The 17,406-nt window shown below is 51.5% G+C and carries 15 protein-coding genes and 1 tRNA gene; 5 read left to right on the forward strand and 11 right to left on the reverse strand.

Translation table 11 applies throughout. From position 1 onward, the window contains the following. Nucleotides 1–162 precede the first annotated feature (162 nt). The gene (locus VB741_RS17920; protein WP_323366561.1) at nt 163–681 is read left to right on the forward strand and encodes an XdhC family protein; all 519 of its coding nucleotides are present in this window, start codon (nt 163–165) and stop codon (nt 679–681) included. Nucleotides 682–832: 151 nt separating this feature from the next. On the opposite strand, the gene VB741_RS17925 is transcribed toward VB741_RS17920, so the two are convergent. Both VB741_RS17925 and VB741_RS17930 read right to left on the reverse strand, forming a co-directional pair. After that, on the reverse strand, nt 833–1,618 hold the full coding sequence (locus tag VB741_RS17925; RefSeq protein ID WP_323366562.1) for a WecB/TagA/CpsF family glycosyltransferase: 786 nt from the start codon (nt 1,616–1,618) through the stop codon (nt 833–835). A 1,131-nt stretch (nt 1,619–2,749) separates the two neighbouring features. After that, a tRNA-Gln gene (locus VB741_RS17930) sits at nt 2,750–2,821 on the reverse strand. A 265-nt stretch (nt 2,822–3,086) separates the two neighbouring features. On the opposite strand from VB741_RS17930, the gene VB741_RS17935 reads away from it, so the two are divergent. Continuing rightward, on the forward strand, nt 3,087–4,184 hold the full coding sequence (locus tag VB741_RS17935; protein WP_323366563.1) for a YheT family hydrolase: 1,098 nt from the start codon (nt 3,087–3,089) through the stop codon (nt 4,182–4,184). A gap of 24 nt (nt 4,185–4,208) precedes the next feature. Further along, nucleotides 4,209–5,366 (forward strand): DNA replication/repair protein RecF, encoded by a 1,158-nt coding sequence (gene recF, locus VB741_RS17940; RefSeq protein WP_323366564.1) that lies wholly within the window; start codon nt 4,209–4,211, stop codon nt 5,364–5,366. A 53-nt stretch (nt 5,367–5,419) separates the two neighbouring features. Here recF and VB741_RS17945 read toward each other — a convergent pair whose 3' ends face one another. Next, on the reverse strand, nt 5,420–6,697 hold the full coding sequence (locus VB741_RS17945; protein WP_323366565.1) for an aspartate aminotransferase family protein: 1,278 nt from the start codon (nt 6,695–6,697) through the stop codon (nt 5,420–5,422). A 346-nt stretch (nt 6,698–7,043) separates the two neighbouring features. Between VB741_RS17945 and VB741_RS17950 the strand changes: the two genes are divergently transcribed. Further along, a complete protein-coding gene (locus tag VB741_RS17950) occupies nt 7,044–7,658 on the forward strand; it encodes a hypothetical protein (protein ID WP_323366566.1) in 615 nt (204 codons plus the stop codon). A gap of 41 nt (nt 7,659–7,699) precedes the next feature. Here VB741_RS17950 and VB741_RS17955 read toward each other — a convergent pair whose 3' ends face one another. The 3 genes from VB741_RS17955 to hetZ form a co-directional block, all read right to left on the reverse strand. Then, a complete protein-coding gene (locus tag VB741_RS17955) occupies nt 7,700–9,985 on the reverse strand; it encodes a DUF3488 and transglutaminase-like domain-containing protein (protein WP_323366567.1) in 2,286 nt (761 codons plus the stop codon). A gap of 53 nt (nt 9,986–10,038) precedes the next feature. After that, complete coding sequence (locus VB741_RS17960; protein ID WP_323366568.1) at nt 10,039–10,890, reverse strand: hypothetical protein; 852 nt, start codon at nt 10,888–10,890, stop codon at nt 10,039–10,041. Nucleotides 10,891–11,132: 242 nt separating this feature from the next. Then, a complete protein-coding gene (hetZ, locus tag VB741_RS17965) occupies nt 11,133–12,275 on the reverse strand; it encodes a heterocyst differentiation protein HetZ (RefSeq protein WP_442786391.1) in 1,143 nt (380 codons plus the stop codon). Nucleotides 12,276–12,392: 117 nt separating this feature from the next. Here hetZ and VB741_RS17970 point away from each other — a divergent pair, with 117 nt between their 5' ends. Beyond that, the gene (locus VB741_RS17970; protein ID WP_323366570.1) at nt 12,393–12,854 is read left to right on the forward strand and encodes a hypothetical protein; all 462 of its coding nucleotides are present in this window, start codon (nt 12,393–12,395) and stop codon (nt 12,852–12,854) included. On the opposite strand, the gene VB741_RS17975 is transcribed toward VB741_RS17970, so the two are convergent. The 5 genes from VB741_RS17975 to VB741_RS17995 form a co-directional block, all read right to left on the reverse strand. Next, nucleotides 12,851–13,303: an SRPBCC family protein gene (locus VB741_RS17975; RefSeq protein WP_323366571.1), complete on the reverse strand. Its 453-nt coding sequence runs from the start codon at nt 13,301–13,303 to the stop codon at nt 12,851–12,853. The two genes, VB741_RS17970 and VB741_RS17975, sit on opposite strands and share 4 nt — an antisense overlap. Nucleotides 13,304–13,324: 21 nt before the next feature. Next, the gene (locus VB741_RS17980) at nt 13,325–13,822 is read right to left on the reverse strand and encodes a hypothetical protein (protein WP_323366572.1); all 498 of its coding nucleotides are present in this window, start codon (nt 13,820–13,822) and stop codon (nt 13,325–13,327) included. Between the two features lie 377 nt (nt 13,823–14,199). Further along, the gene (ureC, locus tag VB741_RS17985) at nt 14,200–15,909 is read right to left on the reverse strand and encodes an urease subunit alpha (RefSeq protein WP_323366573.1); all 1,710 of its coding nucleotides are present in this window, start codon (nt 15,907–15,909) and stop codon (nt 14,200–14,202) included. A gap of 172 nt (nt 15,910–16,081) precedes the next feature. Beyond that, a complete protein-coding gene (locus VB741_RS17990; RefSeq protein WP_323366574.1) occupies nt 16,082–16,876 on the reverse strand; it encodes a hypothetical protein in 795 nt (264 codons plus the stop codon). Nucleotides 16,877–17,087: 211 nt separating this feature from the next. Next, nucleotides 17,088–17,393, reverse strand: coding sequence for an urease subunit beta (locus VB741_RS17995; protein WP_442786392.1), 306 nt, complete (start codon nt 17,391–17,393; stop codon nt 17,088–17,090). Nucleotides 17,394–17,406: the final 13 nt, after the last annotated feature.

The following is a 17,406-nucleotide window of genomic DNA, read 5'->3' on the forward strand; positions in this document are numbered from 1 at the left end:
CCCCTGTCTCGGGACAAGGGATGTCGTTTTTAAGGATGATTGTCATAATATATCTTTACGTTTTATGCCTTAAGTTAAGACATTGCCTGGGACCGTTAATCCATCCCGATTGCCCAAATTGCCCAATCCATAGTATCGCGCTACTTGAGCGCTTGTTTATATATGTCCCAACTGACGGTTAATTCTAAAACGTCTTCTTTAGAACTTTTTTCTTGTCTTTTAGATCGGCTGGTTGAGGGGCCGGTGGTGTTGGCTATTGTGACCGCTATCCAGGGCCAAGTAGACTCCCAGGTGGGGGAAAAGTTACTGGTGTGGGGCGATGCCCAAAGTACTGGGAGCCTAACTGAGAATACGGTTAGGGCAACGGTCATTAACCAGTCGTTTGAAGTGCTCAAAACAGGCATTGCCCAGCGGATGGTGATTGATCCTGGGGATAATCTGTTTGCGGTCTCTTCGGTGCCCGGTAATCAATCGATTGACCAGGTTCATCTTTGGTTGACCCGCTGGCAAGGGGCGGATGCGATCGCAACGGCTCAAGCCACCCTATCAGCTCTAAATGCATCCCAGGACAGTCGATTAATTGTCCCCCTCGTCACGGGCCAGTTTCCCTACATCATTAATCGTGATTCCCCATCGCTCCGCAACCTTCAGGGACAAGAGGCTTACATCGAAGACCTGTAAGCAGGCCTGTTATCTTCGTGTCCTATAAATCAAACAAATAAATCAAACAAAAGCCCTTGGGTGTTTAAAACACCCAAGGGCTTTTGTCTGTATGAAAGTATCTCAAACATGGTTCAGCTCACTGCGGTTGACCCATGCTTAAGATCTGTTCCTATGCCGACTTGCGTCGATCGTTTCTAGCCGCTAACCACTGTTGGAACACTAGACCAAAGAACGGCATGTCTTCAATCAAATAGCGCTTCCACAGCCGCTTAGGCTCTGACAGCGTGCGGTACAGCCACTCAAGCCCCAGCTCAGTAACAAATTCAGGTGAGCGAGGCTTGTGCTCTGCCTCAAAATCGATGGCCGCACCAACCGCTAGGAATGTTTTGATATTGGTCAGGGCATGGCGATGCTTCACAATCCATTTCTCCTGCTTAGGGGCACCAACGCCCACTACCAGGACATTGGCCGATGATGCCTGAATGCGTTCGATAATCGCCTTACATTCCTCAGGATTTTTCTCAAAACCAAAGGAAGGAGAATGAGCAGCGACGACAATTTCACGACCGATACGGGCATTGATCTTCTGCTGCGCTAGCTTGGCAACACCAGGGGCCGCACCCAACATATAAATTTTGACATCAGGATTATCCCGGTTATAGTCACAGAACCAAGGCAACAAATCAGAGCCTGAAATTTTATCACAAATGGGCGTGCCCAAAAATTGAGCGGCATACATTAAAATTTTGCTGTCGCAAACGCGGAAGTCAACTGCCTCGTACACATCGCGAAACTCTTGATCGTGCTGCAGCTTCATCAGATGATCCACATTTGGAGTGACGACTACACCACCATCGGTGGCTAGACGCTGCAGTAGTTCCTCCCGAGTAAGATTGTCTATTTCAACATCTAGGATATTTACTGTGGCGCTTTTGTTGGCAGGTAGGACTGGCAAACTGTGATGGGAGTCCGTGACATGCTGCGTTGAAGGGATAACCGAGCCTTGGTATTGCATGATTTTCAGAGGTTTTTCTTACTAACTAAATACAAAAAACAGTCACAACTTAAGATGAAAGGTAAAAACTGAAATCTCCAGTCCGAATAGAAAAGAACAATTCCCTTTAAAGCTAATGTTTGCCAGTGGTGAGCTGACAATTTGAACACCCATCTCAATAGCTTTATAACGCTTCTGTAGGGAGATTTCCGTAACTTGCCTACACTTATCGAATAAGCTTGATGAGACAATGAAGAGCCGATAAGAACATATCTAAGACCCCTAGGGAACACAAACTCAAAATCCTAAAGAGCAATATCAGACCAAACCGATAGCTCTATCTTAGGTAATGCTGACTATGGTCATGCTGACTATCCCGCCTAGCTAAGATATAACGCTTAAGTCGTCCTCACTCCACAAATCATCGAAACCCATCGAATAAACTTAATGTGATAGTGAAGACCTGATAAGACGGTATTGCATACCCCTCGCAAAGGAACCCCTAATAGCCCATTGACAGCACTAGACAAAGCGGTTTGCTCTGTCTTCCGTACAGCTGAGTTATTAATTAAGCGAATTTGATTAATAACCACCTGATTGCTCGTTGAAACTACTGATTACTTAGACGCAGGGTTATAAGCGATAGTTTCCTCATAATGGAAGATAAATTCAGTTATGTGGCGTTTGTTTTAAACTGAATTTTGTGTTTTGACCTAAAATTTAGGCGAAATAGCCTGAATTCAAAAACTCTTGTTGGCTTGACGAGTCATTGATTGAGCCTGCCCACCTACAAGCAAACCGTAAATATACAGTGTGGAAACTGAATGGCTGAGTACCATGGATTCCAGCTCAAGAGGCAGACTCAGTAAAATCCTACACGGGCTTCACACAACCTAAGCGAAATAGCCTGAATTCAAAAACTCTTGTTGAATTGACGAGTCATTGATTGAGCCTGCTCGCCTAGAATTAAACCGTAAATATACGGTGTTGAAACTGAATGGCTGAGTACTATGGATTTCAGCTCAAGGGGCAGACTCAGTAAAACCCTGCAGGTCTGAATGCAACCTAGATGAGACTGAATTAATAACTAAACTGGGGCGCTAGGATTCGAACCTAGGAATGACGAGACCAAAACCCGTTGCCTTACCACTTGGCGACGCCCCAACAATTTGATTTAAGCACCAAGACAACCAATACTTAGTTAATCCCAACTGCTAACTCAGATATAGTAGCAGCTTTTAGCCTGGTAGTGTCAATAGCTGCATCAACTTTTGTGCCATCGTTGAGTGAGGGGATGAAACGGTCTTTCTAAAAAGGTTATAGGCCAATATCTGGCAGCTGCAATCCTGCTCAGAAGGAGCAAATTCTCCAGCTGGCTGTATGGCATATTGGAACCTGATCGATCCGTCATCCTGTGCAGTCATAAGCCATGAATTCTACTGTCTACCGTGCCCCTTGGCCATTGACCAATGGTCTACTGATGACCATCCATGCTGGGCTATGGGCCGAGAAAAACTGGCAAACTACCCTGGCTGATCCCGAGCCAATTTACCGAGAAACGGTTTTCACAGGTGCTCAAGGGGTGCCCATTTTTGGTCTGGTGGCCATTCCGCCTCATCCTAAAGGCACCATCATTGGGACCTATGGCATCACGGGTGATCTTGATAATCAGTGGTTTCTGCGCATTATGGGGCGTAAAGCCTATGCCCAAGGCTATGCGGTGGTGATTTATGATTGGCGCGCCCATGGCAAAACTGCCAAATTATCCCCCACCCTAACCTCCGATGGTTTGTATGAAGGGGAGGATTTTGTCAGGATTGCCGCAGCGGCTAAGGCGATGGGCTGTCCGGCACCGTTTTGGTTTACGGCTTTTTCTCTGGGGGGGCTGCTGGCCTTATGGGGCGTTAAGGCGGCCCAAGATTTGCCAACATGGGGGGCAGATTTGGAGTTGACGTTGGATGATATTGGCGGCTGTGCTGTCATCTGTCCTGCATTAGAGTCGTTGAGATCGCTGCAATATTTGGTTAACGCTCCCCTGGGTAAATATCTTGAAAAAGCGATCACTCGCAAACTCAATCAGCTACTCTCCGGGCTGCAGCAAGATCATCCCGGGGCCTTTGATCCCGATGCCGTTGAGCGTGTGAGGAGTATTTGGAGCTTCGACCATGAAATGGTGATTGGGCGGCTTGGATTTAAATCTGTTGAGGACTACTACACAGCTACCAGTGGTTTATATCTTTTGCCAGAACTCCAAAAGCCCACATTGATCATCTATGCCGCTGATGATCCCCTCTTTGATCCCACTCTCTTGCCAGATATTCAGGCGCGGTGTGCGGCGAATCCGGCCATTGATTTGGTCCTGACGGCCCAGGGAGGGCATGTGGGTTATATCAGCAGTGCAGCCTGTCAACGGCAAATCCAAGATGCCGATCAGTGGTGGGCTTGGAATCGAGTATTGGACTGGTGCAATGATGTCCAGGAAAGTCTGGCGCCTGACCAGACCAAAATGCCGGTTTATTCAGCCTAGACTAGGGTAGCGTCCTGGCTATCTATGTTTCTTCAATCGCTGCACCTCCATCAGTTTCGCAACTACGGTGATCAGTCCGTTGAATTTTTGGCACCCAAGACTATCCTGCTGGGGGAAAATGCTCAGGGAAAGTCTAATCTGCTAGAAGCGGTGGAGCTGTTGGCTACCCTGAAATCCCATCGGACGAGTCGCGATCGCGACCTGGTCCAAACCGCCATGGCCACTGCCCAAATTCGAGCCCATCTCAAACGAGACTTGGGGGTGTCATCCCTCCAGCTCACCCTCCGCAGTGGCAGTCGCCGCACAGCCGTAATCAATGGCGAAACTCTTCGGCGTCAGCAAGATTTTCTCGGTCACCTCAATGCCGTGCAATTTTCCTGTTTAGACCTAGATCTGGTGCGGGGCGGTCCGGGGCAACGACGTACCTGGACCGATACCTTACTAATGCAGCTAGAACCCTTGTATGTCTACATTCTGCAGCAATATCACCAGGTGCTTAAACAGCGGAATGCCTTTATCAAACAGCAGACGGCGGAGAGAGCACCAGACCAGCCACCTCAGCTTGAGCCGACCCAGCTGGCCCTATGGGATGCCCAGCTAGTCACCCTCGGAACCCGTGTCATTAGGCGACGTGCCCGTATGCTCAAACGGCTGATTCCCATTGCCCAGTCATGGCACCAAGCCATTAGCGGTAGCACTGAGCAATTGGAGATTCGCTACGCCCCTAATGTTGAGCTTGCCAGTGGGCTGGACAGTGGGATCTACAGTGATGATGCCCATGAGATTCAACAGGCGTTTCTTGATCAGCTCAAAACCCGCACCACAGCTGAGTATTATCAGCGCACCACCTTAGTGGGTCCCCATCGAGATGACATTGACTTCTCGATTGACGACACGCCAGCTCGCCAGTACGGTTCCCAAGGACAGCAGCGCACACTGGTATTAGCCCTAAAACTTTCAGAGCTACAGCTGATTGAATCGGTGGTGGGGGAGCCTCCCCTGTTGTTGCTGGATGATGTGCTGGCTGAGTTGGACTTAAATCGCCAAAATCAGCTGCTCGATACGATCCAGGATCGTTTTCAAACCCTGATTACCACAACCCATCTGGGATCTTTTGACGCTAAATGGCTCACCTCCTCCCAGGTTTTACATGTGACCAACGGTCGCCTAGTTAGCAAATAGCTATCTTAATTTTCCCGTTTGCCAGGTTAGCTGATTGCTCAATTGTCTCTGGCCTAGGTAATGTTTTTGATGGCTGTAGTCAGTTTTTCAAGGGCTTCGTTAACCTCCGATGGGTTGACAATCAAGGGTGGAACAAATCTGATCACATTGGGGCCGGCCGGTACCAGTAACAACCCTTGGGCTGTAGCTGCTTTGACGATATCGAGAGATTTTAGTGGTGCTTCGGCCTTGAGTACCAGACCATTAATCAGTCCCCAACCCCGGACTTGCTCAAATAGGTGCGGGTAGGTATCCACTAATTTCAGTAACCCTTGGCGTAGTTGTTGTCCCCTGGCGCTAGCGTTAGCCATGAGGTGCTCTGACTCTAGGGTTTGACATACGGCTAGGGCCACACCGCAAACGAAGGGGTTGCCGCCGTAGGTGCTGGCATGGTCTCCGGGTTGGAAGACGTCGCAGCTAGATTTGCAGAGCATTGCGCCAATGGGGATACCGCCACCGAGGCCCTTGGCGACGGTGATCACATCGGGCTCAATGTCTAGATTTTCGTAGCCCCAGAGCTTACCGGTTCTGCCCACACCCACCTGGACTTCATCCAGGATCAGCAGGATCTTATGCTGGTCGCACAGCTCACGCACCCGCTTGAAGTACTGAATATTGCCCGGATTGACGCCCCCTTCGCCCTGAAGGGCTTCTAGGAGAATAGCGGCGACCTGGGGACCGTTGGCATTAAGGGATGCGATCGCACCTTCCAATGCCTCGATATCGTTATAGGTCACATAGTGAAACCCAGGGACCAACGGGGCAAAGTTCTTTTGGTATTTGGGCTGACCTGTGGCGGTAACGGTCGCCAGGGTGCGGCCATGGAAGCTGGCATGGGCGGTAATAATCACCGGCTCCTCGATGCCCAGCTCAGTGTGGCCATATTTCCGGGCCAGTTTGATGGCTGCCTCGTTAGCCTCAGCTCCTGAGTTACAGAAAAATACCCGGTCCGTACAAGAATGCTCGGTGAGCCATTGGGCCAAGGCCCCCTGTTCTGGAATGTAATACAGATTCGATACATGGTGCAGGGTTTGAATCTGCTGGGTCACAGCCTCCACCATCACCGGATGGGCATGGCCCAGGGTGCAGGTGGCGATCCCGGCCACAAAGTCCAAATATTCATTGTCCTGGTCATCCCACACGCGGCAGCCTGCCCCATGGGTCAAGGCCAGGGGAAAACGACCGTAGGTGGTCATCACATGGCTGTCGAATACCTCGGGTTTAAAGGTTTTGGAGGACTTTGACCCAAAGGCCTTAAAGGGGAGTTTAGCAAGCTGTTTTAGATTGACCACGAACTGACCTCTTCTTCTATGTCGCGTTTGTAGCAACTGACCAATGCATTGGTCGGTTGCGGCTCAGGTTAGCTTTGGAGCTCAAAGTTTGCAGGAATGTCTATGCTCCTGACTAACCTGACGGATGTTATTTCTCTAAGATGATTGTAGGCAATCATCCTGGCATTAACCGTTAGAAGAATTGATAGATGTGGGCAGTTTTTTAGGGGGGTGGGGAGCCTCGGCCCGACGGCTGCCGTCATGTCTAAGCTGTCTGAGGCGCTTGCGAATTGCTTCATCACCTAAAGCAGCAGCTTTTCGGGCATGCTTAACCCATTGATGTTAGTTGATAGGTTCTGGTTGTCCCATGACGATTATTACGGCTGTCCAAAAGGGTGATGAGGTTGCGATCGCATGCGATACCCAAATTAGCAGTAGCGATAGCGGTCTGATGCTTCTGGCCGAATACCAGGTCAATGCCTCCAAGCTCATTACCTATGGTGAAAGCATCTTAGGCGTCTCTGGCTCCTGTGCCGTGATGCGAATCTTTGAAGACCTCCTAGGGCGTAGCGAGCCAGCTCGGCTAGCGTCACGGACAGATGTCTTTCGTTGGTTATTGGCTCAGCAGGATACCCTCAAGTCCGACTACTACATGAAAACAGACAACGGCAATGATAAAGGCCAGCCCACTGAATCCCAGTGGCTCACGGCCATGTTGATCAATCCCTATGGTATTTTTTCCATTAACCCCTACCGCCAGGTCAATGAATACTCCAAATTTTGGGCCGTGGGATCAGGCTGTCGATTTGCCCTGGGAGCCTTAGAAATTCTCTACCAACAACCCCTAACCGCTACCGAAATTGCCAGGGAAGCCGCCCTAGTTGCCACCAAGTTTAATCCTGGCTGTTCTGAACCCGTCTTCGTGCAGACAATTCAGAAACAGCTGGACCATGGCACCGGATCGGAAACGGCATCGAGCTAACTATTGAGCTGACGATAGAGCCATCCCCACCCTGGTTAACTCTATCGTCCAGACCGTTTCAAGGTTTGTAAATCTCTCTGCAAATCGTCCACATCCAACGGCTGCCCACCATAGCGCCAACTCACATAGCGATCGACCATTTGACGCACCAAATTAGCCTGGCTAAAGTCCTCCCGCCGTTGTAAACCCACCGCATATTCCAACGGCGTTTGGCTAGCCCGTTTGCCATAACCCTGCTGGTGTAGCAGCCACAACATCTGCTGGTAAATCTGCTCGGCGGGGGCTAGACGTCTCAACCGGAGACTACGCCGCCACCGTTGCCAGCCCTGCCAACCGAGCCAGCCCAAAAAGCCAAGTCCCGTCAGGCCCACGGCCCACCAAATGACACTGAGCCAGCCCTGGCCATTAAACCGGGATAAAAATCGCAGCAGTATGCCCAGCACCATGACCAGGAGTTGGAACCCACGCTGGATCACCCGGATAACAGGGGTAGGTAACGCCCCCTCTAAAAATTCCCATAGTTGGCGCAGCACACTAAACGGGTTGGCCCCATCGTCTTCGGGGGAGAACAACAGACTATTGGGAATGGGGTTGAAGTAAAACCAGCCCTCTCCTGGAAAATAGACCTCAGTTTGGGCATAGGCGTCAGTATTGCGAACAATATAAAACCCAGTGAAGGGATTAAACTGCCCGGGTCCAAAGCCGGTGGCCAGTCGAGCTGGAATGCCAACGGAGCGGAGCATGATAGTCAGCACGGTGGAAAACTGATCTCGAGTGCCCCCTTGATACTTAAACAAAAAAGTACTGACCAGATCTTCACCCTCTTCGAAATAGGGCAGATCCTTTTCAATGGTGTAGTTCTCCTGCAGGACCTGGGTCAGGAATGTGGCTTTTTCGTAGGGGGTGTTGAGGGGCGTTTCAGAGGTGGCTAACCAGCGTTCAGTTTCAGTGCGGATGCGATCGCGAATCTCGTCTGGCATTTGTAAATAATGCTTGCGAATGGAGTCTGCATAATCCGTTCGACTCTGGTTTAACCGCTCCCCATTGCGCAACGGCACTTGGGAAACCACCGTATAGGTCAGACCTTCGGGCAAAAGACCGGATGGGCGCAACGCTCCCTCAGGGTCCATGGCTAGCTCCTCAGCTGGAAAATAAACCGCTTCTGGCCAATACAGCACCGGCACCAGATTCTGAAAGTCCTGCACCATGGTGTAGGTTTGCACCACTTCCTGGGTTGGCCCAATGCTCTGGGGGCCAACGGGTAAAAACCGAGAAGACAAGGGCGTACGACCCAGATCGATCAGGTTTTCCCCGCGGGACACATTCCATCCTTGGCCCGTATATTCATCAAAGGCCATAACCCGCCAAAAACCGGCTTGTTGCGATCGCACCCGCATCACCACCTGCGGTTCCAGCTCCCCCCTCAGATTTTGATTAATCCGCCGATTAAACCCGTAATAAAAATCAGTACTGATGCGGCCAGGGCCTGTTTCCGGACTGCCATTCCCACCGTCACCATTGCCCTGTGCAGGGTCATCGCCGTTATTCCCTCGACTGACATAACCTGGATTAAAAATCTGTCGCTCTGTCACATCCCCAGTCACATCCACGCTACCGCTGGCCGGAAATGTCTGGAGCTGATACCCCGGCAATCTAGGCATGGCAATAAATATCGCCATACCTAAGGAAAGGACAATCGCCACAATACCCCCCAGCTGTCTCAAGGGTAAGCCCGTCGATACCCGCCGCCAATCTAGGAGCCCCAGCCGAGAGCGATAATCCAGCACCAGCACTGGCAAGGCCAGCAAAAAAAATAAAAGCAAAAACGGGCCAAACATTAAAGTTTGGCTGATGGTAGCGGCCACCCCCATCAGCACAAACCCAATCATCATGGAATAACCCAAGTCCTTACGACGCGGCAGGTCAAAGCTATGGAGTACCTGCAAATGGATCAATAGCTCCGCCAGTACAATCCGCGTGTCGCCAGGCACCTGCAACATCCGGCCCAGAAAAAATGCCAGGGCTACCAACATACCCAGGGCAATCAAAAACTTAGCCGCAATATTCCGACGGCGACGGCTGCGCCAACTCCAATAGGCCCCTGCCCCACTGAGGGGAATCGCCAACAGATTCCACAAGGACGTATCAGTTACCCCCAGGGCTGCGACACTGAGACTACCAATCCCCACCGTTACCAAACACTGCACTAGCACCCGCAGCCAAATAGAATCTTCAGACACCGATGGCGGCAGGGTCGATGACCGCTGCCGCCATCGTGAGAACAAACCTCGGGGCGGAGTATTCAGGGTAGAAATAGGAGTAGCCATACTAGTAGACGCACGAAAAAACCGAAAATTGGCGTGGTTCTATCCTAGCTGGCCTAATTCGCAGATGGTTCTACCACCATCAATGAAAATCGCAGCGGTCGTTGATCATCATCATCCAAGGAAACTTCCAAGGAGTAAGCCCCACCAATCACCGGAGCCGTTTGCGCCAGTGTTAGGATGCCTGCCTCTGGGCGAGATGATTGACTATCTGCATCAGCACCCACCAGTTGGATACTGCCGCCAGTCGGCATGGTTGCATTGATAATCAAGACTGCACCCGTATAGTTCACATCCACATGAACCACGCCCTGGGGTGTGACCCAGTCGCGGCTAATGGTGGGCTCTGCCGTCGATACCGTTAACGCGAGTGCCGACATGATTTCCATCGATGCCAACATGGTCAAGGCGATTTGCTGCTCTGGTGTGGCCTGGTCATAACCACCTGCAAGGTTTTCAACTTCCTGTAGGGTTGCCTCGGCTAAGGCTGACCCAGATCGGTAAGCCGGAGTGAGGACAATATTGGCAATGGGCTCTAGAGCGTCTAATGAGTCTGGGAAAAGGGCCTCAACAATCTGCACGAGTTTGACGCCCTGCTTTTGCGTAGACTGGGCCATATTTTGGCAGCGGTCTAACAAAGCTTGCAGAACTGTCTCCGGCAGTTTGCTTGAGATACTAAACCGGAGTGGGTTTTCAAGCCACAGACGGCTGATAGGTTGAGCATAGGCAGGCATGGATATCTCAGCTGGATATTCACGCACCTCAGCTTCCCAAGGAAACAGCGGGGGGCGGTTAGCAAATTCCGTTTGGAATCGGTGCTTTAAAAGTGTGTGGAAACGATCTTGCACAGTGGTTTTATCTCCGAAGTTAAACGACTGACCCGTTTCAAATAAAAAATCAAATGGCACAGTGTCAGATCCGACTTCAGATGCACAAACTGCTGATGGGTTGGATCCTGTCGATGGGGTAGGCTCCCTCCCTGATTTAGGGGATGCCGAGCGGTCAAAAGTTAAAAACTCTAGTAATAAGCGTTTCAAATTTTCTGACTCACTATTCATGGTTGAATGTCCCTGATCCGGATAATAAAGCCGATGTGTAAAAAAAATAGCTCAGTTGGCTGCATAAAAAACGACGATCCATTGGCAGATCGCTAACCTACTGACAGGTTACGTAACTCCCACGCTTGTTCAAGCAATTTAGACCAATGTTTTCTAATCTGTGTCAAGCTCAGACCCAGGGATTGAGATATATCCGTATCGGAAAGCCCCTGCTGCTTGAGCTGCAGCAGCTTGGCCTGACTTTGGTCCATTTTGGCCTGTAAGTGATCCCACTGTTGAGGTGTGAGTCCTAAGTTTTTTTCTAACTCAATGCCCAGCCATTCATGCACCAGTTCCCAGTGATGGGTGAGGGCAAAGCGGAGCAGATGGTACTTAAAACGCTGTTGTAGGTAGTCCCTTTCTCTGGATGTCAGCCCTAGCAGTTCTTCAATTTCGTTGGCGGGCAGATCCATTAGGCGCAAACTAAAGTAGTCGGCGCAGTCCTCTTGCTTTTTATCCTTGAGGTAGACCATCAGCTCATCCACCACCCGATCCCGTAGGTTATCCTCCGGCTGGATGTCCGACTGAAGTAGGATCTCTTCCCGCAGCCGTTGGACAGGGGCATTTTTCCAGCTTTGTTCATTGTCATTGGCAGCCTCGGTAGCTTGCTCAATATCTACAGCGGTTTCTGGGGGTTGCTGTTTAGAAAAGGTTTGGGCTCGTAAAATAATCAACTGCTGGCTACGGCCCCGTCGCAAGGGAATGCGACGTTTGCCGTATCGCTCGGTGAACGCCATGTATTCTGCCAGTTCTAGGGCCGTACGGGGCTTATACTCAGCTGGCAGCTGGTTTTCCCGGCGAAAGGCGTTGATGGCTTCGCTATAGAAATTTTGTAGAAAATCTTCAATGAGTGAAAGGCGGGCCTGATAGCTGGTTTGGGTATAAGGGACCGAAATGTAGCGATAGATAATAGCACTGAGGGTACTATGCAGTTCGATCCGACCCCGTTCAGAGCTAAGTTTGTAATAGCGACTGCACTGGTCAACTCGATGGTGAGCTAGGTTAAATGCCCAACTTTTTACATCTCCGGAGTCTTGAATGCGTTGACTTTCTGTACAAATACGAAGCGATTCGCTACAGATGCGCTCGGCCACAGTCTGACAGCTTCTTTCGGCGGTCCTGGTCACTTGCTTTAGCAACTGTAAAACGTCGGTATTCAGTGCTTTTTCAAGTGTTGTAGATGTTTCCTCAAGCATTAGCAGCGGAGTCATTAGAACGTGCTCGTCCCAGGCAATACCTCACCTGAGCATAGACAGTTTTCCGCCCGTTCTAACAAAAGTCAGTAATTTTCACGAAACTATCAAAAAAGTCGGATGGATATTGAAAAACAAATTCAAATTTTGATTGATGATGCTCCGGATCAGAGCATAGGTCAGGCAGTTTTGCTGGTAGCTCCGCTACTAAAGGAAATTGCAGAACAGCTGCCGCAGGAAATATATTATGTCGTCCAATCCCTAGGGCAGGGTTGGGTGATAACCACCCTACGCGGTCGCCAAGATCCGCAAGCAACGAAGACGGTGGTCTATGCCTACCCTTCCTTAGCGGCGGCGGCAGTAGGTCAGGCAGACAATCCCCAGATGATGGCGTTGCCCCATCCGAGTACCCATTTACTATTTCAACTCCTATCCATGAAGCAAGTAGATAGCATTATTTTTATGCAGGAAAAGGGTCAGGGCCAGGGCGTTGAGGTGCCGAGAACCATGCTGGAGCAGGTTATGCGGGCACAGCTCCAGCAGCTGGCAGAGCAGCAGGATCCCCCGACGGAGATTGCCTAACCTTGGCTACAGGCTTCCTGCGTTACCCGATGGCGATACTCAAACATATCGTTTAGTCGTTGGAGTACAAACCCGCTAATCATCGGCTCACTGACCCATGCCATCGGTAGGGTAAAGGTAATATCGTCCGTCAGTCGTGTCTGATTACCCTCGGGTAAAAACCGATGGCGATGGGTCCAGGCATCTAGCGGACCACTTGCTTGAATGTCGGTAAAAAGTCGGTTGGGTTCGTATTCGTCGGTGTGGCGGGCTATCCAGGTAATGGGAATAGGCCCAAGCCACAGGCGAAACTCGCTGAGAGCTCCAGGGCCGAGGCCGCCTTCTCGACGGACGGCCTCAACGGGTTGCCAGGGGGGGGTGAGGAGATCAAGAATATCGGGTCGTTCGTGGAAGCGCCAGACGGTTTCGGGTGCTGCCGCGATCAGGCTCGTGTATTGAAAGGTGGTCATGGGACGTCCCTAGGGGTGGCGCTAAAATAGACTTAGCACATCGACGCCAACACCCAGGACTACACCGATGTCTGTGCCGTCATTAAAGGCTGCATTGACCCGAGCTGTGCCTGTAATGAGGTCATTAATCGGTACATCTACCCCAGCTGTCACCAAGGGGCTCAATTCAAATTCATCGAACTCCACACCGACGCCCGCACCGATAAAGGGATGAACCCTAAACTGGTCAACATTCTGTGTCTTAGGAAATCCGGTAGTGAGGGCAAATGATGCAAAGTTATCTCCCCCCAGCACCGATGCTGAATGAATGGATAAGCTGTCGGTCAATGAAAACCGACCGACTAGGGAAAACCCGCCATCTCCTAATTCTGTGTCGCCATCATCGGATACTCCAATGGTGCCACCAACGCCAAAGTAGTTGATGCGCTCATTATCATCGCGCCTTTGGGCAACCACCGCTTCCGGTGTCAGGGTTTGGGCAAAACTAGGGTCCACCACTAGCAATAGCAGAGTAGTCACTAAGCTGAAGGATCCTAGGCTTTTGATAGCAGACATCATCATTGGAAATCCCAAAAAACGGCTAGAGATTAGAGATTAATGGTCACAAGCGGTGACGGACATCTGTCACCATGTGTGAGCCTACTACATCCCTAGGCTGATAGCTACTCCTAAAGAGATACTATTCTCTAACAGCAGTCCATAAAAGTCTTGCATCTTAGAGAAGCGTATAGTGTGAAAACCGACAGAAAAATCTGTTGGGAAGTGCCTTGCAATCCAATCGCGTAATTTATCTTGTTATGGTTGCAATGGCAAACAACAACTCGACCAGCCACAACTCGACCAACAACTCGACGAAGTTGTTCCTGGTGGATTGGCTAAGGCTGATGCATCTTTTCCTAAAATAGGAAATAGCGCTGGGCCATGGGGAGCACCTCTGCTGGTTCACAGGTGAGTAATTGCCCATCTGCTCGTACTTCATAGGTTTCAGGGTCTACTTCCATGGCTGGTAAGTAGTCGTTGAGCTTCATGTCTGCTTTACTCAGGTCACGGCAGCCTCTGACAGCTACTACCCTTTTCTGTAGACCAATTTGAGTCGCAATGTCAGCTGCCATCGCCGCCTGGGACACAAACGTCAGTGATGTACTAGCAATGGCTCCACCAAAAGCTCCAAACATGGGGCGCATATGCACCGGCTGTGGCGTTGGAATACTGGCATTGGGGTCGCCCATCTGGGCCCAGGCAATGACCCCACCCTTAATGACCAGCTCGGGTTTTACTCCAAAGAATGCGGGCTTCCACAGGCAAATATCCGCCAGCTTGCCCTCTTCGAGGGAGCCTACCTCATGGCCGATGCCGTGGGTAATGGCTGGGTTGATGGTGTACTTGGCCACATAGCGCTTGGCTCGATGGTTGTCGTTGCGATCAGAATCTTCTGCTAGGGCACCGCGCTGCACCTTCATTTTGTGGGCGGTCTGCCAGGTGCGGATTACCACTTCCCCCACCCGGCCCATGGCCTGGGAGTCGGAGGCGATCATGCTAAAGGCCCCTAGGTCGTGCAAAATATCTTCGGCGGCGATGGTTTCCCGACGAATGCGGGACTCGGCAAAGGCTACATCTTCAGGAATGCTGGGGCTGAGGTGATGACACACCATCAGCATATCCAGGTGCTCATCCAGGGTATTACGGGTGTAGGGGCGGGTGGGGTTGGTGGATGAGGGCAGCACGTTGGCTTCACCGCACACTTTGATAATGTCCGGGGCGTGGCCCCCCCCAGCCCCTTCGGTGTGGTAGGTGTGAATCACCCGATGCTTAAAGGCGGCGATGGTATCTTCCACAAAGCCAGCTTCGTTGAGGGTGTCGGTGTGGATGGCTACCTGCACGTCAAAGGTGTCGGCGACGCCCAGGCAGGTGTCGATGGTGCCGGGGGTGGTGCCCCAGTCTTCGTGGAGTTTAAGGCCCATGGCTCCAGCCTGTATCTGTTCGATCAGGCCGTTGGGCTGGGCGCTGTTGCCTTTTCCCATAAAGCCTAGGTTCATGGGAAATGCATCTGCTGACTGCAGCATGCGGTGGATGTTCCAAGCACCGGGGGTGCAGGTGGTGGCGTTGGTGCCGGTGGCTGGCCCGGTGCCGCCACCGATCATGGTGGTCACACCGCTGGCAATGGCGGTATCGATCTGCTGGGGGCAGATGAAGTGAATGTGGGAGTCAATGCCCCCAGCGGTGACGATCATGCCCTCCCCTGCTACGGCTTCGGTGGCGGGGCCGATGATGATGTCTACATTGTCCTGAATATAAGGGTTGCCTGCTTTCCCAATTTTGGCAATGCGGCCATCCTTGATGCCGATGTCCGCTTTGACGATGCCCCACCAGTCCAAAATTAGGGCGTTGGTAATGACCATATCCACGGCACCGTCGGCGCGAGTGATGGGGGACTGTCCCATGCCGTCACGGATGACCTTGCCACCGCCAAACTTGACTTCATCCCCGTAGGTGGTAAAGTCCTGCTCCACTTCAATCACCAGGGCGGTATCTGCTAATCGAACCCGGTCACCCACTGTGGGGCCATAGGTTTCAGCATAGGCGCGGCGATCCATGCGGTAGCTCATCGGGGTCTCCTAGCGTAGGGGGGTAAAAAGCAAAGCCATTGGATAGCTTACGCTAGCTCAGGAACGCCGATGGATATATCGCGAACATTTTAAATAATTAGCTCAGGATGCACCTAGCCCAAGCTGGACCTTTGCCCAAGCTGAGAACGAGGTGTCCTGTTGCATCGCCCTGCTACCCCGCACAGGCTTCCCGGCTGGGCAACATTAACACCTCGCCATCGGTGTCTTTCCAACGTAGCCAGCCTTCTTCTTCGCTGGCACCGGCTAGGGGCTCACAGCCATTGGTCGGGCGGGTGATGCGGACGCGGATCCAGTCGTCTTGGATCTCTAGGGGTTCGATCAGACTGTTGGGGCTGACCAGGCTAAGGACATTGCGGCCCCGTTCGGGTTGCGATCGCAACACTTGGGTATCCTCCTCATTGCGCAGAGACAGCATTTCAGCTTCTGCTAACCGGTCTTCCCAGGGATAAAACGCTAGTGCCAGACCGCGATCCTCCAGCTGATTGCGATGAATCCAGGCACTGCCACCGTCGGTATACTGCACTTGCAACCAGCCATCCTCACGGGCTTCCAGGATCGGAAACGCCAGCAGGGAGGAATCCACACTGACCATGGTAAAACGAGCGTCACGGCCAATGGCAAAGGCTTGTTGACCGTTGGGAATCAGCCAGCCCTGCCAAATCCAACCCCAATGGTCACCACCGGGTTGACTATAAAGGGGCAGTTCCACCGAGGATAGCCAACTCGCATTTTGACCTGAACGCGCCTTTGGAGAGAGATAACCTACGCCCAGGGATAGATCTGTGTCAGCCAGATCCACAATACCTGCCATGTCAGGGCTGATGGCCGCAGGCAGAGCTGCCTCTGCTGAACCATTCCCAGAGGTTTGACCCAGTGCTGGTACATGACCTAACAGCAGAGTCCCTTGTAGGCAAGCGATCGCAGCAAAATGGTGTAGTCGCAACATAGTCAATGTCAGTTAATCTCAGAATGCATTTTCAGTTGACATGCTCCCGTGAGCCGCCGTTGGCTTATGCCCTATTTTCACAACAGAGCAAATCAGTAAATAACTGCTATCCAGGCGTTCCTTTCCTGATTCAAGCGGTTAAACCCCATATCAGTCATAATCAATCTTTTGTTGCTTTGCCATCCGGCACGTTGCCGATTTCTCAGCAGCTTTACAAACTCCCTTCGATGCGTTGGTTAAAGCCATAGACTTGGCGTGATCCAGCTAGGGTCACCAACGTAACAGAACGCTCATCCCCCGGTTCAAATCTGACCGCTGTCCCTGCTGGGATATCCAGCCGCATCCCCTTCGCCTGGTCCCGTTCAAATTGGAGGGCATCATTCACTTCATAGAAGTGAAAATGGGAACCCACCTGAATCGGTCGATCGCCACCGTTGGCCACCGTCAATGTGACTGTGGGGCGACCGGCATTCAGCTCAATGTCGCCGTCTGCGGGTAACAGTTCCCCAGGAATAATAGTTTGACTAGTT

This window comes from Leptothoe sp. PORK10 BA2 (genome assembly GCF_034932105.1).
Taxonomy (GTDB): Bacteria; Cyanobacteriota; Cyanobacteriia; order Phormidesmidales; family Phormidesmidaceae; genus Leptothoe.